The organism is Akkermansia sp. UBA7090 (genome assembly GCF_002493465.1).
GTDB lineage: Bacteria > Verrucomicrobiota > Verrucomicrobiia > Verrucomicrobiales > Akkermansiaceae > Akkermansia > Akkermansia muciniphila_A.
This window is the reverse complement of record NZ_DKYW01000009.1, coordinates 293,290-319,200: the sequence shown is the minus strand read 5'-3', so window position 1 is coordinate 319,200 and position 25,911 is coordinate 293,290. Positions and strand designations below refer to the sequence as shown.

Annotated in this window: 26 protein-coding genes; 8 read left to right on the top strand and 18 right to left on the bottom strand. The window is 55.6% G+C overall.

The window, feature by feature from the left end; translation table 11 throughout:
- Positions 1–58: 58 nt before the first annotated feature.
- The 3 genes from galB (at position 59) to B3075_RS04290 (ending at position 6,706) form a co-directional block, all read left to right on the top strand.
- Positions 59–3,019 carry a beta-galactosidase GalB gene (gene galB, locus B3075_RS04300; protein ID WP_290488436.1) on the top strand — a complete coding sequence of 987 codons (2,961 nt, stop codon included), beginning with the start codon at positions 59–61 and terminating at the stop codon, positions 3,017–3,019.
- A gap of 153 nt (positions 3,020–3,172) precedes the next feature.
- Complete coding sequence (locus B3075_RS04295; RefSeq protein WP_290488438.1) at positions 3,173–5,845, top strand: valine--tRNA ligase; 2,673 nt, start codon at positions 3,173–3,175, stop codon at positions 5,843–5,845.
- An 18-nt stretch (positions 5,846–5,863) separates the two neighbouring features.
- Positions 5,864–6,706: a DUF4332 domain-containing protein gene (locus B3075_RS04290; RefSeq protein ID WP_290488440.1), complete on the top strand. Its 843-nt coding sequence runs from the start codon at positions 5,864–5,866 to the stop codon at positions 6,704–6,706.
- Between the two features lie 480 nt (positions 6,707–7,186).
- Here B3075_RS04290 and rplN read toward each other — a convergent pair whose 3' ends face one another.
- The 18 genes from rplN to B3075_RS04200 all read right to left on the bottom strand — a co-directional run bounded on the left by rplN (position 7,187) and on the right by B3075_RS04200 (position 19,228).
- On the bottom strand, positions 7,187–7,552 hold the full coding sequence (gene rplN / locus B3075_RS04285; protein ID WP_012419350.1) for a 50S ribosomal protein L14: 366 nt from the start codon (positions 7,550–7,552) through the stop codon (positions 7,187–7,189).
- A 37-nt stretch (positions 7,553–7,589) separates the two neighbouring features.
- On the bottom strand, positions 7,590–7,862 hold the full coding sequence (rpsQ, locus tag B3075_RS04280) for a 30S ribosomal protein S17 (RefSeq protein WP_012419351.1): 273 nt from the start codon (positions 7,860–7,862) through the stop codon (positions 7,590–7,592).
- Between the two features lie 48 nt (positions 7,863–7,910).
- Positions 7,911–8,114, bottom strand: coding sequence for a 50S ribosomal protein L29 (rpmC, locus tag B3075_RS04275; RefSeq protein WP_022198347.1), 204 nt, complete (start codon positions 8,112–8,114; stop codon positions 7,911–7,913).
- 14 nt (positions 8,115–8,128) lie between these two features.
- The gene (rplP, locus tag B3075_RS04270; RefSeq protein ID WP_012419353.1) at positions 8,129–8,551 is read right to left on the bottom strand and encodes a 50S ribosomal protein L16; all 423 of its coding nucleotides are present in this window, start codon (positions 8,549–8,551) and stop codon (positions 8,129–8,131) included.
- Between the two features lie 52 nt (positions 8,552–8,603).
- Positions 8,604–9,293, bottom strand: a complete 690-nt coding sequence (gene rpsC, locus B3075_RS04265) for a 30S ribosomal protein S3 (protein WP_012419354.1) — start codon at positions 9,291–9,293, stop codon at positions 8,604–8,606.
- Positions 9,294–9,332: 39 nt separating this feature from the next.
- Complete coding sequence (rplV, locus tag B3075_RS04260; RefSeq protein ID WP_012419355.1) at positions 9,333–9,671, bottom strand: 50S ribosomal protein L22; 339 nt, start codon at positions 9,669–9,671, stop codon at positions 9,333–9,335.
- A gap of 38 nt (positions 9,672–9,709) precedes the next feature.
- Positions 9,710–10,420, bottom strand: a complete 711-nt coding sequence (locus B3075_RS04255) for a hypothetical protein (RefSeq protein ID WP_290488446.1) — start codon at positions 10,418–10,420, stop codon at positions 9,710–9,712.
- A 20-nt stretch (positions 10,421–10,440) separates the two neighbouring features.
- Positions 10,441–10,710, bottom strand: coding sequence for a 30S ribosomal protein S19 (rpsS, locus tag B3075_RS04250; RefSeq protein ID WP_012419357.1), 270 nt, complete (start codon positions 10,708–10,710; stop codon positions 10,441–10,443).
- A gap of 35 nt (positions 10,711–10,745) precedes the next feature.
- Positions 10,746–11,582, bottom strand: a complete 837-nt coding sequence (gene rplB / locus B3075_RS04245; RefSeq protein WP_012419358.1) for a 50S ribosomal protein L2 — start codon at positions 11,580–11,582, stop codon at positions 10,746–10,748.
- A 27-nt stretch (positions 11,583–11,609) separates the two neighbouring features.
- A complete protein-coding gene (gene rplW, locus B3075_RS04240; RefSeq protein WP_012419359.1) occupies positions 11,610–11,894 on the bottom strand; it encodes a 50S ribosomal protein L23 in 285 nt (94 codons plus the stop codon).
- A gap of 6 nt (positions 11,895–11,900) precedes the next feature.
- The gene (rplD, locus tag B3075_RS04235; RefSeq protein WP_290488457.1) at positions 11,901–12,509 is read right to left on the bottom strand and encodes a 50S ribosomal protein L4; all 609 of its coding nucleotides are present in this window, start codon (positions 12,507–12,509) and stop codon (positions 11,901–11,903) included.
- Positions 12,510–12,550: 41 nt separating this feature from the next.
- Positions 12,551–13,186, bottom strand: a complete 636-nt coding sequence (gene rplC / locus B3075_RS04230) for a 50S ribosomal protein L3 (protein WP_022198349.1) — start codon at positions 13,184–13,186, stop codon at positions 12,551–12,553.
- A gap of 45 nt (positions 13,187–13,231) precedes the next feature.
- A complete protein-coding gene (gene rpsJ, locus B3075_RS04225; RefSeq protein WP_012419362.1) occupies positions 13,232–13,540 on the bottom strand; it encodes a 30S ribosomal protein S10 in 309 nt (102 codons plus the stop codon).
- A 37-nt stretch (positions 13,541–13,577) separates the two neighbouring features.
- A complete protein-coding gene (fusA, locus tag B3075_RS04220; RefSeq protein WP_094137487.1) occupies positions 13,578–15,725 on the bottom strand; it encodes an elongation factor G in 2,148 nt (715 codons plus the stop codon).
- 63 nt (positions 15,726–15,788) lie between these two features.
- Positions 15,789–16,262: a 30S ribosomal protein S7 gene (rpsG, locus tag B3075_RS04215; protein WP_012419364.1), complete on the bottom strand. Its 474-nt coding sequence runs from the start codon at positions 16,260–16,262 to the stop codon at positions 15,789–15,791.
- A gap of 26 nt (positions 16,263–16,288) precedes the next feature.
- Positions 16,289–16,672, bottom strand: a complete 384-nt coding sequence (rpsL, locus tag B3075_RS04210) for a 30S ribosomal protein S12 (protein ID WP_012419365.1) — start codon at positions 16,670–16,672, stop codon at positions 16,289–16,291.
- 574 nt (positions 16,673–17,246) lie between these two features.
- Positions 17,247–18,791, bottom strand: a complete 1,545-nt coding sequence (gpmI, locus tag B3075_RS04205; protein ID WP_290488459.1) for a 2,3-bisphosphoglycerate-independent phosphoglycerate mutase — start codon at positions 18,789–18,791, stop codon at positions 17,247–17,249.
- Positions 18,792–18,796: 5 nt separating this feature from the next.
- The gene (locus tag B3075_RS04200; RefSeq protein ID WP_094137485.1) at positions 18,797–19,228 is read right to left on the bottom strand and encodes an acyl-CoA thioesterase; all 432 of its coding nucleotides are present in this window, start codon (positions 19,226–19,228) and stop codon (positions 18,797–18,799) included.
- 80 nt (positions 19,229–19,308) lie between these two features.
- Between B3075_RS04200 and B3075_RS04195 the strand changes: the two genes are divergently transcribed.
- Genes B3075_RS04195 through dxs form a run of 5 tightly spaced genes read left to right on the top strand, consistent with a single transcriptional unit; the run spans position 19,309 to position 25,908 of the window.
- Positions 19,309–20,511 carry a two-component system sensor histidine kinase NtrB gene (locus B3075_RS04195; protein ID WP_290488460.1) on the top strand — a complete coding sequence of 401 codons (1,203 nt, stop codon included), beginning with the start codon at positions 19,309–19,311 and terminating at the stop codon, positions 20,509–20,511.
- Complete coding sequence (locus B3075_RS04190) at positions 20,508–21,899, top strand: sigma-54-dependent transcriptional regulator (RefSeq protein ID WP_290488461.1); 1,392 nt, start codon at positions 20,508–20,510, stop codon at positions 21,897–21,899. The genes B3075_RS04195 and B3075_RS04190 overlap by 4 nt, the downstream gene beginning before the upstream one ends.
- On the top strand, positions 21,896–23,773 hold the full coding sequence (locus tag B3075_RS04185) for an ArnT family glycosyltransferase (RefSeq protein WP_094137482.1): 1,878 nt from the start codon (positions 21,896–21,898) through the stop codon (positions 23,771–23,773). Before B3075_RS04190 ends, B3075_RS04185 begins: the two co-directional genes overlap by 4 nt.
- 7 nt (positions 23,774–23,780) lie before the next feature.
- Positions 23,781–24,041 (top strand): exodeoxyribonuclease VII small subunit, encoded by a 261-nt coding sequence (gene xseB, locus B3075_RS04180; RefSeq protein WP_012419371.1) that lies wholly within the window; start codon positions 23,781–23,783, stop codon positions 24,039–24,041.
- Positions 24,022–25,908 carry a 1-deoxy-D-xylulose-5-phosphate synthase gene (gene dxs / locus B3075_RS04175; protein ID WP_290488462.1) on the top strand — a complete coding sequence of 629 codons (1,887 nt, stop codon included), beginning with the start codon at positions 24,022–24,024 and terminating at the stop codon, positions 25,906–25,908. Before xseB ends, dxs begins: the two co-directional genes overlap by 20 nt.
- Positions 25,909–25,911 lie beyond the last annotated feature (3 nt).

The window sequence follows — 25,911 nt, the reverse complement described above, 5'->3', positions numbered from 1 at the left end:
GATTCCGCTGAATAAAAATCTTGCAAGATCGCAGATTTCCAGTCGTAATATCACAGATATGTTCACCAATATTACACGCACGACCCTCTGCATTACTGCGTTCAGCATCGCCGGCCTCATGGCGGCGCCTCTGGATGCGACCAAAACGGAGAGCCTGGATTGGAACTGGAAATTCGCCCGTTTCGGGAAAATGCCGGATGGCAGTACTCAACCGGAACCGGGAAAAGCCATGGGCTTCGCCACTGCCACCAGTGAAGAATCCGGCAATCCGGCGGACAATGCCGTGGACGGGGACAAGTCCACCCGCTGGTGTGCCGACAGCGGCAAAAGCGGAGAAAAAATCACCGTGGACATGGGACGCCCCGCAGACGTGAAAACCGTCAACATCCTGTGGGAAAAACAAAGCAACCATCTTTTCAAGCTGGAAGGCTCCGGTGATGGGAAACGCTGGACGACTATTGAAGACAAAACTTCCGGGCAAAACGACTCCAGGGAAGACACGGTAGAAAACAAAACCGGCAAACCGCGTTACTTCCGCATCACCGTCACGGGCAACAACCAGAGCAACTGGGCAAGCATCCGTGAAATCACCTTTAAAAACGACAAAGGAGAAACTATCCGTCCTCAGGCCGCCGCCGGAACCGGCAACGCGGACAATCCCTCCAGCCCCTCTTTCAACGACAAAAACTGGCGTTCCTTGAACCTGCCGCACGATTGGGGCGTGGAAGGCCCCTTCCGGATGGAAATTGAGAACAGAACAGGAAAACTCCCCTGGGTCGGCATTGGCTGGTACCGCAAGACGTTGGAAATCCCGGCGGATGCCAAGGGCAACCAATTCTACCTGGACTTTGACGGCGTTATGTCCCGCCCGAAAATCTATGTGAACGGGCATCTGGCCGGCGAATGGAAATACGGCTACAGCTCCTTCCGCGTAGACATCACGCCCTTCCTGAAATTCGGGCAGAAAAACACCATTGCCGTCAGAGTGGACAATCCGCCCAGCTCCTCCCGCTGGTATCCGGGCGGCGGCATCTACCGCCATGTGTGGCTCACGGAATCCAATCCTGTGCATATCGAACACTGGGGCGTCTTCGTCAAAACTCCGGAAATCACCAAATCCGCCGCCAAGGTGGAAGTGGACACCACGGTGAAAAACACTACGGACAAAGCCGTCATCCCCACTGTTACTGAAGAAATTCTGGACGGCGGTAAAATCGTCGCCTCCACAACCGCCAAGGGGAAAGAAATTCCCGCCGGGGAAAAAGGTAAAATCACCAGTACGCTGACGCTCAAAAACCCCACTCTGTGGACACTCAACGCGCCCCATCTGTACAAGATGAAAACCACGGTCCGGCTGGGAGACAAAATCATCGACCAAAAAGTCACCAACTTCGGTGTAAGAACCGTTGAATGGAAACCCACGGGATTCTACCTTAACGGGGAGCGCGTGCAGCTCAAGGGCGTTTGCCAGCACCATGACCTGGGACCGCTCGGCTCCGCCGCCCACAAGCGAGGCTATGAACGCCAGATTGAAATCCTGAAGGAATTCGGCGTCAACTCCATCCGCACATCCCACAACCCGCCCGCTCCGGAAGTGCTGGATCTGTGCGATAAAATGGGCATCCTGGTCATTGACGAGCTTTTCGACGTATGGCAATGCTCCAAAGAAGGCGTCAACAACGAATCCTTCAACGAATGGCATGAACGGGACGTGGTCAACCTCTGCCACCGGGACCGCAACCACCCCAGTGTCATTGCGTGGAGTTCGGGAAATGAAGTTCCGGAACAGGGAATGACGAATCTTCACCATATCTCCCAGACCCTGACGGATCTTTTCCACCGGGAAGACCCCACGCGCAAAGTAACCTCCGGCTGCAACAACGCCAATGCCGCACGCAACGGCTTTGGGGACACCCTGGACGTTTACGGTTACAACTACAAGCCCTGGGCTTATAAAGGCTTCGCCAAGGACCGCCCTCACCAGCCGTTCTATGGTGCGGAAACAGCATCCTGCGTCAGCTCTCGCGGAGAATACTTCTTCCCTGTGGACTGGAACAAGGGCAAGGGATTTTACCTCTACCAGGTCAGTTCCTATGACCTGTACGCCCCAGGCTGGGCCAACCGTCCGGATGTGGAATTCGCCGCTCAGGAAGACAACCCCAACAGCGCGGGAGAATATGTATGGACGGGCTTTGACTACATCGGAGAACCCACCCCGTACAACCTGGACGCCACCAACGCCCTGAACGTTCCAGAAGGGCCGGAACGTGAAAAGCTGATGGCGGAACTCAAAAAACTGGGAGACCGCGCGCCCTCCCGTAGCTCCTACTTCGGCATCGTGGACCTGTGCGGCTTCAAAAAGGACCGCTTCTACATCTACCAGGCCCACTGGAGACCGGATGTCAAGATGGCGCACATCCTGCCGCACTGGAACTGGCCGGAACGCAAGGGACAGGTAACGCCCGTGCATGTTTACACCAGCGGGGATGAAGCGGAACTCTTCCTGAACGGGAAATCCCTGGGCGTCCGCAAAAAGGGCACTGGGGAAAAAGACCGTTACCGCCTCGTGTGGGAAGACGTCAAATACACGCCCGGCACCCTCAAAGTAGTCGCCAAAAAGGACGGTAAAATCTGGGCTACGGACACGGTAACCACTACCGGAAAACCTGCGGCGCTCACCCTCAAGCCGGACCGCAACGAAATCAAGGGGGACGGATATGACCTGTCCTATGTCACCGTAGCCGTCCGCGATGCCCAGGGCCGTATGGTGCCCCGGAGCAAAAACCAGCTCACCTTCAAGGTAAGCGGCCCCGCGGACATCGCCGGCATCTGCAACGGCGATCCCACGGACTTCACCACCATGGCGAATCCGGAAAACAGGAAAATCATGAAAATCAAGGCCTTCAACGGCCTTGCCCAGGTCGTTCTGCGCTCCCGTAAGGGAGAATCTGGAAAAGTGACGCTCCAAGTCATCTCCAACGGCCTCAAGCCGGCTCAGACCACTGTGACGGTCAAATAACAAACCGGAAAACTCTCCGTTCCGGCCGCCGGGATCCAACAGGAACCCGGCGGCTTTTTCATCACATTATTCCGGGGGAAAAGAGACATCTTTCCCCTCTCTCCCGGACAGGTAGGGATTGAAAGAAAAAAACTTTATGCTACCCTTTTGCCCATGTCTGATCTGCCCAAAGCATATGATCCCTCCCTGGTGGAAGAAAAATGGCAATCCCGCTGGATTGAAGAAGGTTGTTTCAAGGCTGACCCGGCTTCTGAAAAGCCTGCCTACTCTGTCGTCATCCCTCCCCCCAACGTCACGGGAGTGCTGCATCTGGGCCATGTGCTGAACAACACCATCCAGGACATCCTGGTACGCCGCGCGCGCCAGAAAGGATATGAAGCCCTCTGGCTGCCCGGCACAGACCATGCCGGCATCGCCACGCAGGTAAGGGTGGAAAAAGACCTCAAACAGACAACGGGCCAGAGCCGTCATGATCTGGGCCGTGAAGCCTTCCTGGAAAAAGTCTGGGAATGGAAAGAAAAACACGGAGGCATCATCATCAACCAGCTCCACAAGCTGGGTTGCTCCTGCGACTGGGACCGCGAACGCTTCACGATGGATGAGGAATACACCAAAGCCGTCGGACAGGTCTTCATTGAACTCTTTAAGGAAGGGCTCATCTACCGGGGGCGCCGCATGGTCAACTGGTGTCCCGTATCCCTCACGGCCCTCTCCGATGAAGAAGTCATCATGACTGAGCAAAAAAGCAAGCTCTACACCGTTCTTTACAAACTGGAAGACGGCTCCGGCGCCCTCCATGTAGCCACTACCCGCCCGGAAACCATCATGGCGGACGTGGCTGTGGCCGTCAACCCGAAGGATCCGCGGTACGCCCACCTCATCGGGAAAAACGTCATGCGTCCGCTCAACCCCACCCCCATTCCTATCATCGGAGATGAATATGTAGAAATAGAATTCGGCACGGGCGCTCTGAAAATCACTCCGGCCCATGACAAGGCCGACTTTGAAATAGGCAGGAAATTCAACTTGGAAATTATCGACATCCTTACCCCCGACGGTCATATCAACTGCCCGGAAGTGCCCGAACTTCACGGCATGGACCGCTTTGACGCGCGTCGTAAATCCGTGGAAATGCTGGAAGCCTCCGGACTCATGGTCAACATTGAAGACTATGATAACAAAGTCGGGTTCTCCGAACGCGCCAATGTCCCGATTGAACCGCGCCTCTCCATGCAGTGGTTCCTCAAATACCCCTGCGTGAAAGAAGCTGCGGACGCCGTAGCGGAAGGGGATATCACTTTTCGCCCCGCGCGCTGGGCGAAAACCTACGCCCACTGGCTGGAAAACATCCAGGACTGGTGCATCTCCCGCCAACTCTGGTGGGGCCATCGCATCCCCGTCTGGTACCGCAAAGACAAGGCGGAAGAACTCAAGAACGCCCCGGCGCTGGACGCCTCCGCACTGGAACAGGGCTTCCTCTACGTGGGAACCGAACCGCCTCAGGACCCGGACAACTGGATTCAGGACAACGACGTAATGGACACATGGTTCTCCTCCTGGCTGTGGCCTTTCTCCACCATGGATGAAGAGACCCGCGCCAAATTCTATCCCACTACGGATCTTGTCACGGGACCGGACATCATCTTCTTCTGGGTGGCGCGCATGATCATGGCCGGATACCGCTTCCAGCATAACAAACCATTCAGCAACGTCTTTTTCACGTCTATCATCCGTGACAAAATCGGGCGTAAAATGAGCAAATCCCTGGGCAACTCCCCGGATCCGCTGGACCTGATCGCCAACTACGGAGCAGACGGCCTCCGCTTTGGCCTCATGCGTATCGCCCCCACGGGAACGGATGTGCGCTTTGACGAAAACCAGATCAGCGAAGGCCGCAACTTTGCCAACAAACTGTACAATGCCACGCGCTTCCGGCTGATGCAGGGAGACGCCAGGGGAGGAACGGCCCCGCACTATTCGTCCGTGCATATTTCCATCATCTCCAAGCTCAAGCAACTGCATGCAGATGTAGAAAAAGCTCTGGCGGACTACGAATTCAACGCCCTCATCCAGACCCTGTACCAATTCTTCTGGAACGAATACTGCGACCGCTTCCTGGAAGCTGTCAAAGGTGACCTGAAGGACGGGGCGGACCCTGCGGCGCGGGCGGCCACGCTCACCACCATGGACACGGTGCTCAGGCACTACCTGGCCCTTCTGCATCCGGTCATGCCTCATATCACGGAAGAACTCTGGGCCTCCCTGGGCTTTGCGGAAGGCAACGGCGGCCTGCCGCTCATGCGCACTCCCCTCCCCTCTGCCGAAAACCTTCTGGCGGGACTTGATGAAAGCCGCATCACCCTGGCGAATACCCAGGCCGCGGCTCTTTATGAAACGGCCAACAAGGCCCGCAACCTGAAAGCGGAATACGACCTTTCCAACAATAAAAACGTCAGCTTCATCCTGAAAACTCCCCACGACGTTCCCCAGGACCTTCTCTCCCGCCTGGCCATTCTGGCGAACGCCAAATCCGTCATCCGGGACGCGGCCTACTCCTCTCCCAAAGGAACGCCGGCAGCCCTCACGCCGCTTGGGGAACTCTTCCTGCCTCTGGAAGGCCTTATTGACGTGGAAGCGGAAAAAGAACGCCTGGGCAGGGAACTGGACAAAATAGCCAGGGAAATAGCCAAATCCGCGGCCAAGCTGGGTAATGCAGGCTTTGTGGAAAGAGCTCCGGCGGAAGTCGTGAACCAGGAAAAAGCCCGTCTGGCGGACTGGGAAGCAAAACAATCCCAGTTAAAAGGGATGCTTGATTCCCTTTCCTAACCATCTATCATTCCGGGAATGAATAATATTCAAAAGTACTTTGCCGGCCGCGAGCAATTCATTGAATTGCTTGAAGCGGTGGGCATACGCACTCTTGAACAATTCGCTTCCGCGGACCCCTCCACCGTTTTGCCTGAACTCCACCAGGCAAAACGGATGTTGAAACTGCAAACGGAAATTCCTTCCGCTCCCGTTTTCAGGGAATGGGTAAATCAGGCTCTTTCCGCTCCCACGGCGCCGGAACCGGACCTTCTTCCCTCCCATGAGGAAGACGCCCTCCCCCTTGCCACGCCCGTTGACCCTCCGGTTACTGATTCTTCAGAAAACAGAAAGGAACGGGGACGTTCCCATACGGACGGTCCGCCAAAACATCTCTCCGCCAAGGCCAGGCTGCAGGAAGAACACTGCTACCATCCCGCAAAACATGTTCACACCCTCAAGAAGCCGAAAACCTACCTTCGCAAAAAGGGCATCAAGCACATGACCTCCTTCCGGACATGGATGGGAGCCGTTACCGTCCTGCTCCTGTTCGTCTGCATCCTCTTCTCCATTTCGGTCACCACCCTTGTGCTTCTCAATGGAGAACGAGGCTGGCCATTAATCAGCCTCTGCTTCGGCCCCTGGATTCTGGCGATGATTCTCTATCTCTCCCTGGCGCTTCCCCGGAAATGCAGCGTGTGCAGGGCTCATGTCTTTTCCTTTAAAAAATACACCCGCAATAAGGCGGCCCACCACATTCCCCTGTTCGGCTACGTATTTGCCACGGCGCTGCATATATTCCTCTTCCGCTGGTTCCGTTGCCCGGCCTGCGGTTCCTCCCAGCAGCTGGGAAAATGCCGAACTGAACAGCACAGGCATTAACGAAGCCTTAGCTCCTGCGCCAGACTTCCCGGGTTCCCGGTTTCTTGCCTTCTCTTTTCCCCTTGCCAGGCATTTGGAAGAAGATTCCTCGTCTGTCCTTCCTTCCATTATTTCCCCTGTTCCCTCACTTCAAATCCGCGTTTTGACAGAACAGAAAGCCCCTTCCTGCTTCTCCTGGTTCCAGGGAACGGCTTCCGGCAAAGCCTACCCCCCTTCCGGTAACTTATTCTATAAAAATCCACCAACAGGAACCGCCCCAACGCCAGCCAGGAAAAATACGGCTATAAGGCCGCTTCCCCGGATCTTCCGAATAAAAACGTCTCCTTCCTCTTCTCGTACGCCAGGCAAGGAATGTGTTCCGACAACCTTCTCCCTATATGGGAACCACACTGCAATGCAAATTGATCAGCAAAATGCAGACAATAAAAAACGCCGTCCTCCCTTTCAGAGGACGGCGTTTAAAATCCTGAGGCGTTTCGATTAGAGCACTTCCGGAGCAAGGGAAACAATCTTCATGAACTTCTTTTCACGGAGTTCACGAGCGACTGGCCCGAAAATACGGGTGCCGCGCGGGTTGTTATCCTTGTCGATGATGACGACGGCATTGCCGTCAAAACGAAGCACGGAACCGTCATCACGGCGGATCGGGGCGGCGGTGCGTACTACCACGGCCTTCACCACGGTTCCTTTCTTCACGGAAGCGGTGGGAATGGATTCGCGGATGTGGCAGGTAATAATGTCGCCAATGTGAGCCTGACGGGTGCGCTTGCCGATAACGCCAATCATCTTGGCGGAGCGGGCGCCGGTATTGTCGGCTACCTGGACTAGGGATTCCATCTGGATCATGGTATCAAATCTCCTTTACTTAATGGTTGATTCCTGATTAATGGGTAAGCACTTCCACCAGTTCCCAGCACTTCAGCTTGGAAAGCGGGCGGGTTTCAACGATACGTACCTTATCGCCTACCTTGGCCGTGGAATTCTCGTCGTGGGCATAGAACTTCTTGCTCTTCTTGACGATCTTCTTGAACTTGGGGTGCGGAACGCGGGCGACGTACTCCACAACGATGGTCTTGTCCATCTTGGTGGAAGTCACCACGCCGACGCGCGTCTTGCGAAGGCCGGGCTTCTTGGTTGTTTCGGTTTGTTCGGACATTGGATTCTAAAAGTGTTAGAATATTCTGTAATTACCGGAAATCCTCAATTAAACCTCCCCGGTTTCGCCCTGAATGGTAAGGGCGCGGGCAAGGTCCTTGCGGACGGTGCGGATTCTCTGGTTGTTTTCCAGCTGACCGGTAGCCTGCTGGAGGCGGAGATTGAAAAGTTCTTCACGAAGGCTGCGCACCAGAGCGGAAAGCTCCTTGGCGGACATAGCACGAAGTTCTTTGGCGGAGTTCTTATCGGACATGGTGATGAGTAGCTTTAGTGTTGAACGCCTTGACGATAGACGAAGCGGGTTGATACGCCCAGCTTGTTGGAAGCCAGCCGAAGGGCCTCACGCGCCTGAGATTCGGTCACGCCGCCTACTTCAAACAGAATGTTGCCGGGACGGACAACGGCTACCCAGCCTTCCACAGCGCCCTTACCCTTACCCATACGGGTATCCGGGGGACGGGACGTAAAGGATTTCTGCGGGAAAATGCGGATGAACACCTTACCTTTACGTTTCAGGTAACGGTTGATCGCAATACGGCAGGCTTCAATCTGGTTGTTGGTGATCCAACCACGGTCGAGCACCTGAAGGCCGAAGTCACCAAAAGCAACATAGGTACCGCTGGTGGCATTGCCGGAACGGCTGCCGCGGTGCATCTTGCGGTGCTTCACTCTCTTGGGCATTAAAGGCATATCTTATTCCTCCTTGTGTTAAGTGTGATGAACAAATGTGGTAGCGGCTTTCTCAGGCGCGCGGACGACGGGGTCCGCGGGGGCCGGACGGACGGGAATTCTGCTGGGAGACGACTTCATCGCGCTTGTTGACCCAGCACTTCACACCGATGATGCCGTACAGGGTACGGGCTTCGGCGAAACCGTAGTCAATCGGAGTGCGGAGCGTCTGCAACGGCACCTTGCCTTCGCGGTACCATTCGGCACGGGCAATGTCAGCCCCGCCAAGACGGCCGGCGCAACGGATGCGGATGCCGTCGGCCCCGCGTTCCATGGCAACCTGCACGGCGCGCTTCATGGCGCGGCGGAAGGAAACGCGGCGTTCCAGCTGGACAGCCACGTTCTCTGCAATAAGCTGGGCGTCCGTTTCAGGGGAGCGGATTTCCACAATGTCAATGTTGACCTGGGTGGAAGCGCCGCACAGGCCCTGGAGATACTGGCGGATCTTTTCAATTTCCTCACCCTTGCGGCCAATGACAAGACCCGGACGGGCAGTGTGGACGGTGATACGGACACTGTTCCAGGCGCGTTCAATCACGATGCTGGAAACGGCGGCGGACATCAACTGTTCCTTGATGTACTTGCGCATCACCAAGTCTTCATGCAGCTTGGTGGCGTAATCCTGGCCCGTGGCGTACCACTTGGAGCGCCAGTCCTTGTTGACGGCGAGGCGGAACCCGATTGGATTTACTTTCTGACCCATGATATTAGTTCAGCTATATGTGTGTTAGATTGGTATGGCCTAGCCTTCTTGATCGGCCAGGATAACGGTGATATGGGATGTGCGCTTGCGGATCATGTTGGCGGATCCGCGGGCGCGGGGCATCGTGCGGCGCATCGTGGGGCCCTCATCGACCATGACGGACTTGACCACCAGCGTATCAACGGACAGTTCCGCATTATTTTCGGCGTTGGCCAGCGCGGACTTGAGCGTCTTATTCAGCAGGTAGGCACCCTTCTTGGGGGTGTAGGACAGGATGTCGGTCGCCTGGGAGACGGACAAGCCTTGGATTTCTTGAGCAACATCGCGCATCTTCTTGGCGGAGATGCGGGCGTATTTGTAAACAGCTTTCACTTCCATGGGTTTTTCCTCGTAGTGCAGGTTATTATGAAGATGATTTAGTCGTTGGTTTTTACTGAGGCAGAATCTCCGACGCGCACCGGATCGGCAGGCGTCTCAAGCTTCTGAACAAGCGCGCCACATACTTCCTTGCGGACGTCCGTGACTACGGCTTCTCCGATGGTTTGAGCTCCCCGGGTTAACCGAACCGGCATCCCGACTTGCATTCCTGCCGTTCTGCCGGTATTCAGCACCACCACTCCGGATTCGGAATCAATGCTGAGCACCTTGGCTTCCGCCAGGGTTCCCGCGCCATCTCGCACGGGCTGTTGCCTGTATCCCAGAACGGATTCCAGCAGGCGCAGAGAACTCTCCACAGCCGTCCTGGCGTTCGCATCTTCGGATATGGCTTGTTTCATGTAGGCAAGGATGGCTCCGGAGAGCTTGACGGACGCCTGCTCCAGCCGCTGAATGCGGTCATTAAAGGCTTCGATGTCCGCCATCGCCTGAATCAGGCGTTCCTCGCTGTTACCTAGCGCAGCGCCCCCCAAAGCTTCCAGCCTGGAACGGATCTCCACCAGCTGTGCGGCCGCCTTGTCGGCGTCGCTGCGGGCCTGGGCATAAGATGCCTTGAGGGCCGCATTCTGCTTTTCGAGGCGCTCGATTCTGCGCGTCAGTGCCGCCGTATCCTCTTCCGCTCCCTGCAACACCCCGCCCAGCCCTACAAGGGTGGTAAGAGAGTATGCAAGGATGGAAGAAGAATTCGACATGTTGATTGTTAACTTACTGATTACTTCTTACCGATACCGCCGTGCTGTTTGAAGACACGAGTCGGAGCAAATTCACCAAGCTTGTGGCCTACCATGTTTTCCGTGACGTACACGGTGGCAAAGTTCTTGCCGGCGTGCACCAGGAAAGTCAGGCCGACGAAGTCAGGCGTAATCATGGATGCGCGGCTCCAGGTCTTGATCGGCTTGCGGTCGCCGGATTCAAGCTGAGCGTCGATCTTGGCGAGAAGCTTTTGGCTGACAAAAGGGCCTTTTTTGAGAGAACGTCCCATGTTATATAATCCTAGTTAAAGTTATAATATATTGATTACTTGGCATTGCGGCGCTGTACGATGACGGAGTCGCTGGGCTTGCGGAGACGGCGGGTCTTCTGGCCCTTGACGTGGCCCCACGGAGATTTGAGGTGCTGGCGACCGCCACCGGACTTGGATTTGCCTTCACCACCACCGTTCGGGTGGTCGACGGGGTTCATCGTCATACCGCGCACGGTAGGACGAACACCCATCCAGCGGGTACGACCGGCCTTGCCGGACATTTCATTCATGTGCTGGGTATTGCCCACCTGACCGATCGTGCAGTAGCAATCTTCATTGAAACGGCGGATTTCACCGGAAGGCATCTTGATCAGCGCGTAGCCTGCTTCACGGTTGGAAACGATGGCCTGCTGGCCGGCAGCGCGGGCAACCTTGCCGCCGGAACCCGGACGAATTTCAATGTTGTGAACGGAAGTACCCAGAGGAACGTTCTTCAAGGGCATGGCATTGCCTACCTTGGGAGCAACCTTCTGGCCGCTTTCCACCTTCATGCCCACCTGCAGCCCCGTGGGGGCCAGAATGTAGGATTTTTCACCATCCTTGTACTCAATCAGAGCAATGCGGCAGGTGCGGTTGGGATCGTATTCGATCGTAAGAACGGTAGCGGGCACGTCAAACTTGTTGCGCTTGAAGTCCACCAGACGGTATTTGCGCTTATGACCACCGCCAATGTGGCGGGTAGTGATGCGGCCGTTGTTGTTGCGGCCGCCGGATTTCTTGAGGGGTCTGCAGAGACTCTTTTCCGGGGTAGAGGTAGTGATTTCGTCAAAGGACGGCCACACCTTGTAACGGTTAGAGGGAGTAACTGGCTTGAATGACTTAAGGGACATGATAGCTTTCCTTCCTAGTAGGGGGCGTTAAACGAGATCAAGGGTTTCACCGTTGGCAAGCTTGACGTAAGCCTTTTTCCAATGAGCGGTGCGACCTGCATCAGAGCGGCGCTGGCGCTTGAGTTTGCCGTCATAGTTGGCGGTACGCACGGATGCGACCTTCTTGCCGAAAGCGACTTCGACAGCCTTTTTGATTTCGATTTTGTTGGCGTCACGATCAACTTCAAAGACCAGCTCGCCGGTAGTTTCCTGGAGCATGGTGGCCTTTTCGCTGATGCGCACCTTCTTGATGACTTGGTAAATGTCTTTCATGGCTTCTTAAGCAGTACGGCTGGCGAGGGTTTCTAAAGCGTTGTCAACGAGGATCACTGCATCAGCATTCATGAGCTGTTCAATGTTCACTTCCGCGGCGGTCATCAGGAGGACTTCCTGAACGTTGCGGGCGGAACGGTAAGTGGTTTCGTCAAAGGAAGCTGCCACAATGAGCACCTTCTTGGCGTCCGTCAGGTCTTTGACGGCTTTGATGAAAGATTTGGTCTTGCCGTCAGCCACGGAGAATTCGGAAACGGTGCTGACCTTGGAAGCGGCAATCAGGTCCCCCAGAACGCGGCGCAGAGCCAGGCGTCGGGTGCTCTTGTTCACCTTCTTGCTGTAGTCGCAGGGACGGGGACCGAAGACCACGCCGCCGCCCACAAAGATGGGAGCGCGCTTATCGCCGTGACGGGCATTACCGGTGCCCTTCTGACGGAAGATCTTCTTGTTATTGCCGCTGACTTCTGCGCGGGTCTTGGAATTGGCGGAACCGGTGCGGCGGTTCGCCTGGTAAGCCATGATCAGGTCATGCACAGCCTGGGAGCCCTTGTCACTGCCTACAACCTGAATGTTGGCGGCGGCGGCGGCTTCTAATGTAAAGGTATTTGCGGACATAGATAGGTTTTCCTATAATCAATGTGAGGTTAACTAAAGCCTTACTTCTTCTTGGCGGGGCGAATCACGAGGTAGGAACCGCGCGCGCCGGGCACAGCGCCGGAGATAAGAATGACATTATCTTCCGGACGAACAGCGACGACCTTAAGGTTCTGCACCGTGCGCTTGGCATTGCCCATCTGTCCGGGCATCTTCTGGTTCTTCCAGACGCGGCCGGGTGTGGAACAGCCGCCTACGCCGCCGGTACGGCGGTGCATCATGGAACCGTGGGCGGCGGGAGAACCGTGGAAGTTGTGACGGCGCATCGCGCCCTGGAACCCCTTGCCTTTGGAAGTGCCGATCACATCAACCCACTGTCCGGCGGAAAAAAGATCCACGCCGGGATCTTCAGCGCCTTCAGCAGGCAGTTCGGATGCTTCTACGCGGAATTCCTTGAGAAGTTTGGTAGGCTGGATGCCCAGTTTCTTGAAGTGGCCGGCCTGAGGCTTGGCCACGCGGCTTTCCTTCTGCGCATCAAAGGCGACCTGGATAGCATTGTAGCCGTCCTTCTCTTCCGTTTTAATCTGAGCGAAGGTGTTGCCTTTGACGTCAATGACGGTCACGGGCACCATAGCGCCGGATTCCTGGTCAAACAGACGGGTCATGCCGACCTTTTTTCCGATAAGTCCTAGAGCCATTGTAGTGTGTCTTTCTGTTTTTTAATTACTTATCCGGGTGCCAAACTAGATGCGGATCGTGATGTCCACCCCGGCCGGAAGATTAAGCTTCTTGAGCTCATCAATCGTGCGCGCGGTCGGATCGACGATGTCGAGCAGACGCTTGTGGGTGCGGATTTCAAACTGTTCGGCCGATTTTTTGTTGACGTGAACGGAGCGGTTCACAGAAAACTTTTCAATGCGGGTCGGCAACGGAATTGGGCCGTGAACTTTGGCTCCGGTGCGCTTGGCGGTTTCAACGATCTCCTGGGAGGAGCGGTCGATAGCGCGGTAGTCAAATGCGCGGAGTCGAATGCGGATTTTTGGACTTTGCATGGACGTGCGGTCTATTGGTTATACTTCAAAGGTTTGTTTATTTAGCCTTCTCGCTGACAATCTGGTCAACGAGGTTCTGGGGCACCTGTTCAAAGTGGGAGGGCTCCATGGAATAGGAAGCGCGGCCACTGGAAAGGGTTCGGATGGCGGTGGAATAACCGAACATTTCGGACAAGGGGACCATGGCCTTCAAAATGCAGGCATTGGCCTTGTTTTCCATGTTGCTGATCTGGCCGCGGCGGCGGTTCAGGTCGCCCATGATGTCGCCCTGGTAATCGGTCGGGGTGGAAGCTTCAACGGACATGATGGGTTCCAGCATGATCGGCTTGGCTTTCTTGAAAGCGTCCTTCATGGCGAAGATGGCAGCCATCTTGAAAGCGTTTTCATTGGAGTCCACTTCGTGGTAGGAACCGTCCACCACTTCAACGTGCACGTCCACCACCGGATAACCGGCGACGACGCCCGTGGTCATGGCTTCATTAAGGCCGGCATAAACGGCGTTCATGTATTCCTTGGGAATGGCGCCGCCTACGATCTTGTTTTCAATGGTAAGCCCCTTGCCGCGTTCGTTCGGCTTCACATCGATGACCACGTGGCCGTATTGGCCGCGGCCGCCGGACTGCTTGACCAGCTTGCCGTCGCCATGGGCAGGGGCAGTAATGGTTTCGCGATAGGCAATCTGGGGCTTGCCGATGTCGGCTTCCACCTTGAATTCGCGCATCAGGCGGTCAATAATGATTTCCAGGTGAAGCTCACCCATGCCGGAAATCAGGGTCTGGCCGGTTTCTTCATCAGTCTTCACCCGGAAAGTCGGGTCTTCTTCAGACAGACGGCCCAGAGCATTGGACATTTTTTCCTGGTCAGCCTTGGTCTTGGGTTCTACCGCCATGGAAATAACGGTTTCCGGGAAGGTGGGGGGTTCCAGGCAGATATCATTGTCCGGGCTGGTGATGGTGTCGCCCGTGGTCACGTTGCGCAGCCCCACGATGGCGGCAATGTCACCGGAGTACACGGCATCAATATCCGTATGCTGGTCAGCTTGAATCTGGATAATACGGCCCACGCGTTCCGTCTTGCGGGTGCGGGGATTGTACACAGTGTCACCCTTCTTGAGAACACCGGAGTACACGCGGATGAACACCAGCTTGCCGACGAATTTGTCAGCCCAGAGCTTGAACGCCAGCACCATGGGCTTGGCGTCGTCCGTAGCGGTGATTTCGAAGGTCTTTTCCGGATCCAGCGTGCTTTCCGCATGGGCGGGAACGGTTTCTACCGGAGAGGGAAGGTAATCCACCACAGCGTCAAGCAGGAATTGGACGCCTTTGTTTTTGAAAGCGGAACCACCGGCAACGGGCACAAATTTGTTGGCGATGGTGGCGCGACGGATAGCTTCCTTGAGCTCTTTGGGAGTGAAGGGTTCTTCCATGAGCACCTTTTCGGCAAGCTCATCGTCCACGTCGGCCACACGGCTCACGAGTTCATGGTAGGCCAGTTCGGCTTCTTCCTTGAGTTCGTCGGGAATATCCTCAATCGTGTAGGTGGAGCCCAGGCGGTCGTTGTCGGCGTAAATGACGGCCTTCTGGTTCACCACGTCGATCTGACCGCGGAGCTGGTCTTCAGCGCCGATGGGAATCAGAATGGCAGCGGCATTCGCGCCCAGTTTGTTGTGGATATCGTCCAGCACATTGTTGAAGTTGGCGCCGGTACGGTCCATCTTGTTGACGAAGCACATGCGGGGCACGCTGTACTTGGTGGCCTGACGCCACACGGTTTCCGTCTGGGGCTGAACGCCGGCCACGCCGCAGAACACCACGATGGCGCCGTCAAGCACGCGAAGGGAACGTTCCACTTCAGCGGTGAAGTCAACGTGTCCGGGAGTGTCGATAATGTTCAGCTGGAAATTTTCGCCTTCGAACACTTTGCTGATACCTTCATTCTTCACCTGCTTCCAGTTGGTGGTGACAGCAGCGGAGGTAATGGTGATACCGCGTTCGCGTTCCTGCTCCATCCAGTCGGTCGTGGTGGAACCGTCGTGGGTTTCACCAATCTTGTGAATCATGCCGGTGTAGAAAAGAATACGCTCGGACAACGTGGTTTTGCCGGCGTCAATGTGAGCGGAAATACCGATATTGCGGTAACGCTCAAGGGGAGCCTTGCGATTGGGATTATTTACGTGATCGGACATAGTGTCTGGAAAGTATCTGTAGTGATCGAAAGTGAATGATTCGGCTGACAGTCGCGGAAGGAATTACCAGCGGAAATGAGCAAAGGCGCGGTTGGCCTGAGCCATTTTATGAACGTCGTCGCGCTTGCGAACGGAAGAACCCTGATTGTTGGCGGCTTCCTTGATTTCGTTGGCGAGAGCCTTGTGCATCGGCACCCCTTTGCGGTTGCGGGCATAGTTCACAATCCAGCGCATGGCCAGGGATTCGGAACGGGCCGGATCCACTTCAAGCGGCACCTGGTAAGTAGCGCCACCGACGCGGCGGCTCTTCACTTCCACACGGGGCTTGGCATTTTCAATAGCGCGGGTGATCACTTCCAGAGGATCAATGCTGTCCGTGCCTTCATTAGCCATGTCAATAGCGGCATAAACAATGCGTTCCGCAAGGGAGCGCTTGCCATCCAGCATAACCTTGCTGATCAGTTTACCAACAAGAGCGCTGTCGTAACGGGGGTCACGACGTTCGATTTTTCTATAAACGCGTTTACGGCGAGCCATAATATATAGTAGGTAAGATGTTTGGTTTACTTGGCAGCAGCCTTCGGACGCTTGGCGCCATACTTGGAGCGGCCCTGACGGCGCTTGTCAACACCGAGGCAGTCAAGAGCGCCGCGGACGATATGGTAGCGAACACCCGGCAAGTCCTTCACACGACCGCCGCGAACAAGCACGATGGAGTGTTCCTGAAGGTTATGACCTTCGCCGCCAATGTAGGCGATCACTTCTTCACCATTGGTAAGACGGACTTTAGCCACTTTACGGAGAGCCGAGTTCGGCTTTTTGGGCGTACGGGTCATCACCTGGAGACAAACACCGCGGCGTTGCGGACAGCTATGAAGAGCACGTGATTTGGACTTCTCTTCCGGAGTAATACGTCCCTTGCGGACGAGCTGATTAATGGTCGGCATGTTTTCCTGCTTTGGTTGTGGTTCGTCGGTCTGATCCGATATTCAAGGCGAACATTCCTTTTTATAAGCAGGAAGCGCGCCTTTTTTCCGGAGGCAAACCCGATAGAAAACGTATTTCTTGTGCCTTTCGGCACGTTTGGGGACGGCCAATATAACGTGATTTTATATCATGACAAGTCTTTTATTCATCTTTTCCTAAATATTTTATCCGTGCCATTTTCCCCGCTCCTTCCAGAACTCCATTTCGGATTCCCGGGATCCTTTTTCCTCCCCGTCCGGCGGTTTCTCCACAGATGAAGAATAAAACAGAAAAATTTCCCCGCAGGCAGAAAAACTATTTCTTCATGTCCGGCCCCTTACCGCAAAAAAATGCCTGAAGCGCCGGAGAGACACGAACAAAACACGCCTGTCATCAGAATTCGCGAAAAAGTTTTTTTCATCAAAAACGGAAGCCGGGTTATTCATTGCGCATCCGACAGCTGTCCCATTTTGCCCTATCCGGAAAATATGACATAAAAAATCCGTTTCCGGAACGCATCCAGAAACGGATTTCATGAATTAACCAGGCAGACCGCTATTTCCTGGACGCCACCAGGGAATGCCCGGACATTTCAGCAGGCTGTTTCAACCCCATCAGGCTCAGCAGCGTGGGAGCGACATCCGCCAGAATGCCATTGGAAAGGGTTACCTGATCCTTATCAGCCGCCACATAAATAAGGTCCACAAGGTTGGTCGTGTGGGCTGTATTCGGGGAACCATCCTCATTGCGCATGTGTTCGGCATTGCCGTGATCCGCCGTAATAAGCAGCTTGCCGCCAAGTTCCAACACCTTCTTCACGCACTTTTCCAAGGCGCTGTCCACCGCTTCGCAGGCGGCAATGCCGGCTTCCACAAATCCGGTATGGCCCACCATGTCCCCATTGGCGAAATTCATGATGACCACATCGTACTTGTCCACAGCGTCCACAAACTTATCCGCCACTTCCGCCGCGCTCATCTGGGGCTTCAGGTCATAAGTGGCCACTTCCCGGGGGGAAGGAACAAGAATGCGGTCTTCTCCGGGGAACTGGGTCTCCACACCTCCGTTAAAGAAGAAAGTAACGTGGGCGTACTTTTCCGTTTCCGCTATGCGGAGCTGGGTTTTCCCGGCTTCCGACACAATCTGCCCGAAAATATTGTTCAACTGTTCCTGTTCAAAAACAATGGGAGAGGGATACTTGGCATCATATTCCGTTAACGTCACATAGTGCACTTTAGGCGTCACTTCACGGTCAAAGCCGTCAAATTCGGGATAAAGGAAAGCGTCGCTCATCTGCCGGGCGCGGTCCGCACGGAAATTGAAGAAGAACACCACGTCGTTATCCCGTACACGCTGTTCGTTGCCATAGGCAAAAATGCCGGGCTTCAGGAACTCATCCGTCTCCCCCTTCGCATAACACTGCTCCACATATTCGGCAGGGGAGCAGGAGCACTGTTCGCCGCGGCCCAGCACGATGGCATCCCATGCCAGCTTATTGCGGTCCCAGCGTTTGTCCCGATCCATCGCATAGAAACGGCCGACAACCGTGGCAATTTTGGCGCCGTACGGCCTGACGGCTTCCTCCAGCTGGCGGACAAAACCGGCTCCGCTGGTCGGCGAACAATCGCGGCCATCCGTAATGGCATGGATGCAGATATCGCGGACACCCGCTTCATAAGCATATTTGACGATGCCGATCAAATGGTTGATATGGCTGTGCACACCGCCGTCGCTCACCAGGCCGAGCAGGTGCAGGCGGGAAGAAGCGGCCTGGGAAAAAGCGGTCTTCAGCACGGCGTTTTCCCCCATGGAACCATCTTTGATGGCATTGTCCACCCGGCAGAGATCCTGAAAGACAACGCGGCCCGCGCCCAGGTTCAAATGCCCTACCTCGGAATTGCCCATCTGACCGTCCGGAAGGCCCACATCCTCCCCGGAAGCGCCCAGCAGGCTATGGGGATAGTTGGCAAGGAGGTAATCAGTGAAGGGGGTATCAGCCAGAACAGTGGCGTCACCGTACTCTTTCGCGACATCAGGCCCCAACGGATTGCGGCCCCAACCGTCGCGAATAACAAGAACGACAGGCTTTTTAGAAGACATGGGCTTTATTTACAGGCATCTCCTCCTTTTGAAAAGCCTGAAATCAGGCATTCCCTCTCCGATTCCGAAATTGCCTGAGGTTTGCCGCCCCTCCCCAAACGAACGACCACATATCTTCCCCTCATCACCGGACGCCCGGAATGGAACACGGCAAATTTCCATTCCAGAGAACTGGTTCCCACCGTTCCCAGACTTAATTCAATGCTCAGCCAATCTCCCAGCCCCGCGGAGCTGGAGTAATCCGCCTCCACATGCACGCGGGGCCAGCCGCAGTCTGGGGAAAAAATCTCCACTCCCCGGGAACGCAGGTACTCGTGCTCCACTTCCTCCACCAAACAAAGCAGACGGGAGAAATGGGCCACCCCGGAAGCATCCGTATCATGAAAAGCTACCTGGCGCGTTCTGACAAAGGGAATGCAGGGAAAATCTTCAGGCATGCCGTCATCCTGCCCTCTCCCCCGGAATCATGTCCAGCCGCAAATGCGCGACAATATGTCACATCAGCTTGATTTGTGACATGCCGCTCTTTATATATAAGAGCGAGCCGCACGGCAACGGAACCGCCGCCATGAAAAAAGACACCATTGACAAGCTGATCGGCCGCATTGACCACATCAAGGAGGAAGACCTCCAGCGCTTTTTTGTCAAGCTGGCGGAACAGCAGGGTTTTTTCCAGCAGGTATTTGAAGCCATTCAGGAAGGCCTGATCCTGCTGGATAACAAGGGGAAAATTCTGTTCGTCAACCAGGCTGCCCTCAAACTCTTTGACAAGGAACGCGGGCAGATCACTCCGGATGACTTCTGTATTTTCCTGGGCAGGGACTGTACATGGGACACTATCCAGCAGAGCCGGACCGCCGTCTCCCGGGACACGGAAATCTTTTACCCGGAGCACAGATTCCTGAACATCTTCATTTCCCCTATCGGCGGCAAAAACCAGGGCCACCTGGTCCTGATACGGGATGAAACACCCCGGCAGAAGAAAAACGCGGAAAACATTGAGGCAGAACGACTGAATGCCTTGACGCTACTGGCCGCAGGAGTGGCTCATGAAATAGGCAACCCCCTCAATTCCATAGGCCTCCATCTCCAGCTCCTGGCCAGAAAGGCAAAGCAGCTGCCTCCAAAATACCGGACGGATATGGAGGAACTGCTGAAAACAGCGGAAAGCGAAACCACGCGGCTGGACGTTATCCTGAAGCAATTCCTCCAGGCCATCCGCCCCACCAGGCCCATCCGGGAACCCTACAATATTGAAACTATCCTCATGGAAGTGCTGAAACTGCTGGAACCGGAAATCCAGCAGCGCGGCATCCAGATCAACACGGACCTCCAGCCCAGTCTTCCCATCCTCAGACTGGACCCCGTCCAGATCAAACAGGTCTTTTACAACCTGATCAAGAATGCCTACCAGGCCATTCCTCCGGAGGGAGGCACTATTCTGCTCAAAAGCGGTTATACGGATGACAGCGTATTCGTCACTGTGGCGGATACCGGCTGCGGCATTTCACCGGAGGTCATGGGCAGTATTTATGAACCTTTCCTGACCACCAAATCCACCGGCTCCGGACTGGGGCTGCTTATCGTTCGCCGCATCGTGAAGGAACACGGCGGCTCCATCACCCTGGCCAGCCAGCCGGGTCAGGGAACCACCATCACGGTCTTCCTGCCGCGCGTGGAACGCACCATCAGGCTCCTGCCCCCCTCCATTCCATCATGAAGATGCCTGTCTTGCTGATCGTAGATGATGAAAAACCTACGCGCGACGCTCTGCGCATGGGTTTTCAGGATGATTACGAGGTATACACCGCCGCCAATCTCTCCCAGGCTTCCGCCCTCCTGCGGGAAGAATCTCCGGATCTGGTCCTGACGGATCTGAGACTGGGCGGGGAAAGCGGTATGGATGTGCTGAAAGCCGCCGCCGCCCTGCCCCACCCTCCGCAAAGCATCATGATGACTGCCTACGGCTCCGTGGATGCCGCCGTAGCAGCTATAAAAGAGGGAGCGTACGACTTCGTCACCAAACCCCTGAATCTGGACGCCGTGGAGCTGGTGCTTAAACGGGCGCTCCACACACGGAACCTGGAAACGGCCAACCAGGAACTCACCACCCGCATCCAGGCGGACTCCGGCCTGCAAAAACTGCTGGGCAGGTCCGTCGCCATGGAACACGTATTCTCCATTATTCGCCAGGTGGCTCCCAGCAAAACGACCGTGCTGATTGAGGGGGAAAGCGGCACCGGGAAAGAACTCGTAGCCCAGGCCATCCATTCCCTCTCCGGAAGGCCGGAAAATAAATTCGTGGCCGTCAACTGTGCGGCCCTTTCCCCCCAATTATTGGAAAGCGAGCTGTTCGGCCATGAAAAAGGCTCCTTCACCGGAGCCGGACAACGCCGCATCGGCCGCTTTGAGCAGGCGGACGGCGGCACTATCTTTCTGGATGAAATCGGGGAAATAGACGCCGGAACGCAAGTCCGGCTGCTGCGGGTGCTGTCTGAACGGACCATAGAACGCGTAGGGTCCAATGTATCCATTCCCGTCAATGTGCGCGTTATCGCGGCCACCAACAAATCATTGAAAAAACTCGTCCAGGAAGGGAAATTCCGGGAAGACCTCTACTTCCGTCTCAATGTGGTGCATATCCAAATGCCCCCCCTCCGGGACCGCCGGGAAGACATTCCCCTGCTTGCAACCGCCTTCCTGAAAGAATTCGCCAGAGAAAACAACAAGGAATTCAAGCCTCTTTCCCGGGAAGCGCTTGAAGCCGTCCGGAATTACCAGTGGCCGGGAAACGTTCGTGAACTCCGCACGGCCATGGAACATGGCGTCGTCATGAGCAATTCCGCCAGCATAGGCATCCACCATCTTCCCCCTCAACTGCAGGATACTTCTCCGGAAGCCCCTCCACAGGAACGGCCGGAGGACAATGCACCCAACACGCAGAATGGGCTTGTCCCGGCCGGGGTTTTGAATTTATCCTTGCTGGAACGGAATGCCATCCAACAAGCGCTGGCCCAGTCAAACGGCAACAAAACGGCAGCGGCCCACCTGCTGGGCATCAGCCGGCGCACCCTTCAACGCAAACTACAAGATATCCTCCATTCATGAATGAGTCCTCCTCGGCATCCCGCACCCCTTTTATCATCATCCTTATCCTGCTGCTGGCAATCACGGGGGTGCAGTACTTTTTCAACTTTAACGGGCTGGGCACCGACGCCGCCATGGACCACGCCCAAATCGCCCGCAACGTAGCCAGGGGGCAGGGGATGACCACCAACTGGCTGAGGCCCATCCAGATGGTCTCCGGGAGTACCCGCGCCGGCCTCAACCCTTTTCTTTCAGACGCCCAGATACACGAACAGGAAGCCATCCGGGCCGGACAGGGCGAAACCCTCGTCGATCCGGAAAAATTCAATCCCTACGCCCTCCGGGACACACGCAACGCTCCGTTGAACATTCTGGTGGAAGCAGTCGTCTTCAAGATGGCCGGCGTCCACAAATTTGATCTGTGGAGCATGACGGGCTCATCCATGATTTATTTGCCTGACCGAATTGTGGCGGGCATTTCCTGCATGTTTTTCATCCTGGCCGTCCTGAGCTGCTATTACATCCTCCTCCGGATGTTTGACGTCACCATCGCCTGCTTCACCTGCCTGACGATGATACTCAGTAATCTTTTCCTGCAATACGCCACCAGCGGCCTCCCGCAGATGATGATGCTCTTCTTCTTTGCCTGGGGCATCTATTTTCTGTACCGGGCGCTGCAAAACAAGGAGGAGAACCGCGCATTCCTGCTGCCTCTCATCGGCAGCTCCATCTGTTTCTCATGCGTCTGCCTCACCGGGTGGATCGGACTGTGGCCCATGGCCGGTTTTCTGATTTTTGCAGGCATCCGGTTCAGGCCGCACGGCCTGTACTGCATCCCGGGCCTTATCATTCTCCTTCTTTTCCTGGCCTACCCTATTTACATCAACCGCTCCCTTAGCGGGGGCTTCTTCGGAACGGCTTACTACACCATCTTCACGGGGCTGACCGGCAATGAAGAAATAGCGATGAATGCTCTGGTTTCCGGAAGCATTCCCATCGCCGCCCAAAAAGTAGTCACTTCCGTCATCAACAACATTCTGACACAGGGTGACCTTCTCTATGAAAACCTCGGCAATCTTCCCCTGGCCATGGTATTTCTGCTGGCCCTCCTGCATAAATTCAAACGGCCGGAAGTCAACCAGTCCAAATGGGGCATTTTTGCCATGTGGGTTCCTGCCGTCATCGGCATGGCCATTTATACCTCCAATAAAACCGGCATTTCCTTAGGGCAGATTCAAATCCTCTTCGCTCCCTTTTTCACGGCCTACGGCACGGCATTTGTTCTCAACCTGATTGCCAGGCATTCCAACAGAGAACTAATCTCCATCCTTCGGGGAGGCGTTCTGCTGCTTTCCCTGCTCATCACATCCCTTCCGCTTCTGCTCAACCTTCCGCACATTGTGCGGGTGGGCATCCTGACGGCCGGCCGCGGTATTCCGGCATGGCCTCCCTACTATCCCCAGGGCCTTAACCGGGATCTTCGCTCCCAGACGGCGGAAAAGGATTTCATTCTCACGGACCAGCCGGCCGCCGTCGGCTGGTATGCAGACCGGAAAGCCATCGGCATCCCCAAAATGGTGGAACAACTCATGGTGCTGGAACGCATTCTGAAATTCCATGGCGGCAAGGTGGGCAGCATTCTGGTGACTCCCTCTTCCACATCAAAAATGAACCTCCGCACCATTGCCTCCTCCTACGGAGAATTCACCCCCCTCGTTCTGGAAGGCACCGTTCTGTTCCAGACCAAGGATAAAAATCCCGTGTACCTCTTTGACCACAGTCAGGCGCTTGCTCCCCTGGCGCAGCGCTTCGGAACGCCTGATTCCCGCCAATTCATTCAGGGAGCGGAAATGATTCTTTACAAAGACCTTCAGGAAACCACTCCTCAACCTTAATCCCCATATGGCCAAACAACGGAAAAACGCTCCAGGCTTTGAAGAATCCGTAGCACGCCTGGAAGAGATCATACGTCTGACGGAAGCCCCCGTTACCGAGCTGGAAGACATGATAGCCCTGGTGGAAGAAGGCAATAAGCTCATCCGTCACTGCCGCAGCATCCTGCATGACGCGGAACTGCGCATTCAAACTCTCAGCAACCCGGAAACCGTTCAGGATAAAACGGATACCGATGAACCAGACAGCAATGAATTCTCCCTCACCTGAACTTCCGGGACTGCTGGCAAGCATCCGCAGCCACGCAGACCTGATGAAAATTCCTGAGTCGGAACTGCCCAGGCTCGCGGAAGAAATCCGGAATACGCTCATTCACTCCCTTTCCCTCACCGGAGGCCACCTGGGCCCCAACCTGGGCGTAGTAGAACTGAGCATTGCCCTTCACCGCGTCTTTGAAACGCCGCGGGATAAAATCATCTTTGACGTCTCCCACCAGGCCTATGTCCATAAAATGCTGACGGGGCGCGCTCCCCTGATCCATACCATCCGCCAGCATGGGGGGCTTTCCGGATTCGCCAAAATGTCCGAATCCCCTCACGACTCCTACGGAGCGGGGCATGCGGGCACGGCGCTTTCCGCCGCCCTGGGCATGTGCGCGGCCAGGGACCTGAAAGGAGAAGACTACCATGTGGTGGCCGTAGCCGGAGATGCGGCATTCACCTGCGGCACCACTCTGGAGGCGCTGAACAATATCAGCCAGACCACCAAACGCTACATCACCATTCTGAATGACAACGAATGGGCCATCGACAAAAACGTAGGAGCGCTGGCAAAATACTTCAACTCCCTGCAAACTTCGGAAACCTTTTCCTGGTTAAGGGATAAAACGGCCTCCTTCATTGAAAAGCTGGGCGGCGCGCAGGCCAGGGACTTTGCTTTCAAGCTGGAAGGCACCACCCAGAACCTGATCTTCCCGTCACTCCTGTTCAACAAATTCGGGCTGCGCTATTTCGGCCCCCTGGACGGACATGACATTCCCACCCTGATACGTACCCTCGCCTACATCAAGGATCTCAACGAACCCGTTATTTTGCATGTGGTCACCCAGAAGGGCAAGGGCTACCAGCCCGCCCTGGACAACCCCACCAAATTCCACGGCCTGGGCTCCTATTGCGTGAGGGACGGGGAAACGCAGGCCGCCCCCACCCCCACATTCTCCCATATCTTCGGCTCCACGCTGGTGAAAATGGCGCGCGAGGATGAATCCATCACAGCCATCACGGCCGCCATGGCCAGCGGCACCAAGCTGGACTTATTCAAGGAAGCTTTCCCCAAACGTTATTTTGACGTAGGAATCGCGGAAGAGCATGGCGCCCTCTTCGCCTGCGGGCTGGCGGCGGAGGGCATGAAACCCTACATCGCCATTTACTCCACTTTCATGCAGCGCTGTATTGACATGATTCAACATGACGCCGCGCTGCAAAAACTGCCCGTGCGTTTTTGCATGGACCGCGCCGGACTGTCCCCGGACGACGGACCCACACACCACGGGCTGTTTGACATTGCCATGATTCGCAGCATCCCGAACATTGTCTTCATGCAGCCCAAGGATGAAGCTGAATTCGTCCACATGCTCCGAACCATGAACCATTACCAGAACGGGCCCACCGTTATCCGCTATCCCAGGGGCTGCGGCGCCGGAGTACCCGTCCCCGCCAAGGGGGAAATCCTCCCCATCGGCAAGGCGGAAGTACTTCAGACGGGGCAGGATGTAACCCTCGTCTCCCTGGGCACCATGATCGGCATCGCCCGGGAAACCGCCTCGCTGCTGGAAGCGCGCGGCTATACCGTCACCCTGGTCAATGCCCGTTTCATCAAACCTCTGGATGATGAATGTATCCGCCGTCACGCAGAACGCAGCAGGGTAGTCTGCACTTTCGAAGACCACTCCATCAGCGGCGGCTTCAACTCCGCCGTTCTTGAATCCCTGGAAACCGGAGACATCAAGACGCCCGTGGAAGCCATCGCATGGCCGGATCAATTCATTGAGCATGGTTCGGAATCCATCCTCAGAAAAAAATATGGACTCACGGCGGAAGCCGCGCTACAAAAAATCATTCCCCACCTGAACTCCTGATTG

Coding starts and splice junctions, on each gene's coding strand:
- galB (WP_290488436.1), top strand. CDS start 59: ATGTTCACCAATATTACACGCACGACCCTCTGCATTACTGCGTTCAGC.
- B3075_RS04295 (WP_290488438.1), top strand. CDS start 3,173: ATGTCTGATCTGCCCAAAGCATATGATCCCTCCCTGGTGGAAGAAAAA.
- B3075_RS04290 (WP_290488440.1), top strand. CDS start 5,864: ATGAATAATATTCAAAAGTACTTTGCCGGCCGCGAGCAATTCATTGAA.
- rplN (WP_012419350.1), bottom strand. CDS start 7,552: ATGATCCAGATGGAATCCCTAGTCCAGGTAGCCGACAATACCGGCGCC.
- rpsQ (WP_012419351.1), bottom strand. CDS start 7,862: ATGTCCGAACAAACCGAAACAACCAAGAAGCCCGGCCTTCGCAAGACG.
- rpmC (WP_022198347.1), bottom strand. CDS start 8,114: ATGTCCGATAAGAACTCCGCCAAAGAACTTCGTGCTATGTCCGCCAAG.
- rplP (WP_012419353.1), bottom strand. CDS start 8,551: ATGCCTTTAATGCCCAAGAGAGTGAAGCACCGCAAGATGCACCGCGGC.
- rpsC (WP_012419354.1), bottom strand. CDS start 9,293: ATGGGTCAGAAAGTAAATCCAATCGGGTTCCGCCTCGCCGTCAACAAG.
- rplV (WP_012419355.1), bottom strand. CDS start 9,671: ATGGAAGTGAAAGCTGTTTACAAATACGCCCGCATCTCCGCCAAGAAG.
- B3075_RS04255 (WP_290488446.1), bottom strand. CDS start 10,420: ATGTCGAATTCTTCTTCCATCCTTGCATACTCTCTTACCACCCTTGTA.
- rpsS (WP_012419357.1), bottom strand. CDS start 10,710: ATGGGACGTTCTCTCAAAAAAGGCCCTTTTGTCAGCCAAAAGCTTCTC.
- rplB (WP_012419358.1), bottom strand. CDS start 11,582: ATGTCCCTTAAGTCATTCAAGCCAGTTACTCCCTCTAACCGTTACAAG.
- rplW (WP_012419359.1), bottom strand. CDS start 11,894: ATGAAAGACATTTACCAAGTCATCAAGAAGGTGCGCATCAGCGAAAAG.
- rplD (WP_290488457.1), bottom strand. CDS start 12,509: ATGTCCGCAAATACCTTTACATTAGAAGCCGCCGCCGCCGCCAACATT.
- rplC (WP_022198349.1), bottom strand. CDS start 13,186: ATGGCTCTAGGACTTATCGGAAAAAAGGTCGGCATGACCCGTCTGTTT.
- rpsJ (WP_012419362.1), bottom strand. CDS start 13,540: ATGCAAAGTCCAAAAATCCGCATTCGACTCCGCGCATTTGACTACCGC.
- fusA (WP_094137487.1), bottom strand. CDS start 15,725: ATGTCCGATCACGTAAATAATCCCAATCGCAAGGCTCCCCTTGAGCGT.
- rpsG (WP_012419364.1), bottom strand. CDS start 16,262: ATGGCTCGCCGTAAACGCGTTTATAGAAAAATCGAACGTCGTGACCCC.
- rpsL (WP_012419365.1), bottom strand. CDS start 16,672: ATGCCGACCATTAATCAGCTCGTCCGCAAGGGACGTATTACTCCGGAA.
- gpmI (WP_290488459.1), bottom strand. CDS start 18,791: ATGTCTTCTAAAAAGCCTGTCGTTCTTGTTATTCGCGACGGTTGGGGC.
- B3075_RS04200 (WP_094137485.1), bottom strand. CDS start 19,228: ATGCCTGAAGATTTTCCCTGCATTCCCTTTGTCAGAACGCGCCAGGTA.
- B3075_RS04195 (WP_290488460.1), top strand. CDS start 19,309: ATGCCGCTCTTTATATATAAGAGCGAGCCGCACGGCAACGGAACCGCC.
- B3075_RS04190 (WP_290488461.1), top strand. CDS start 20,508: ATGAAGATGCCTGTCTTGCTGATCGTAGATGATGAAAAACCTACGCGC.
- B3075_RS04185 (WP_094137482.1), top strand. CDS start 21,896: ATGAATGAGTCCTCCTCGGCATCCCGCACCCCTTTTATCATCATCCTT.
- xseB (WP_012419371.1), top strand. CDS start 23,781: ATGGCCAAACAACGGAAAAACGCTCCAGGCTTTGAAGAATCCGTAGCA.
- dxs (WP_290488462.1), top strand. CDS start 24,022: ATGAATTCTCCCTCACCTGAACTTCCGGGACTGCTGGCAAGCATCCGC.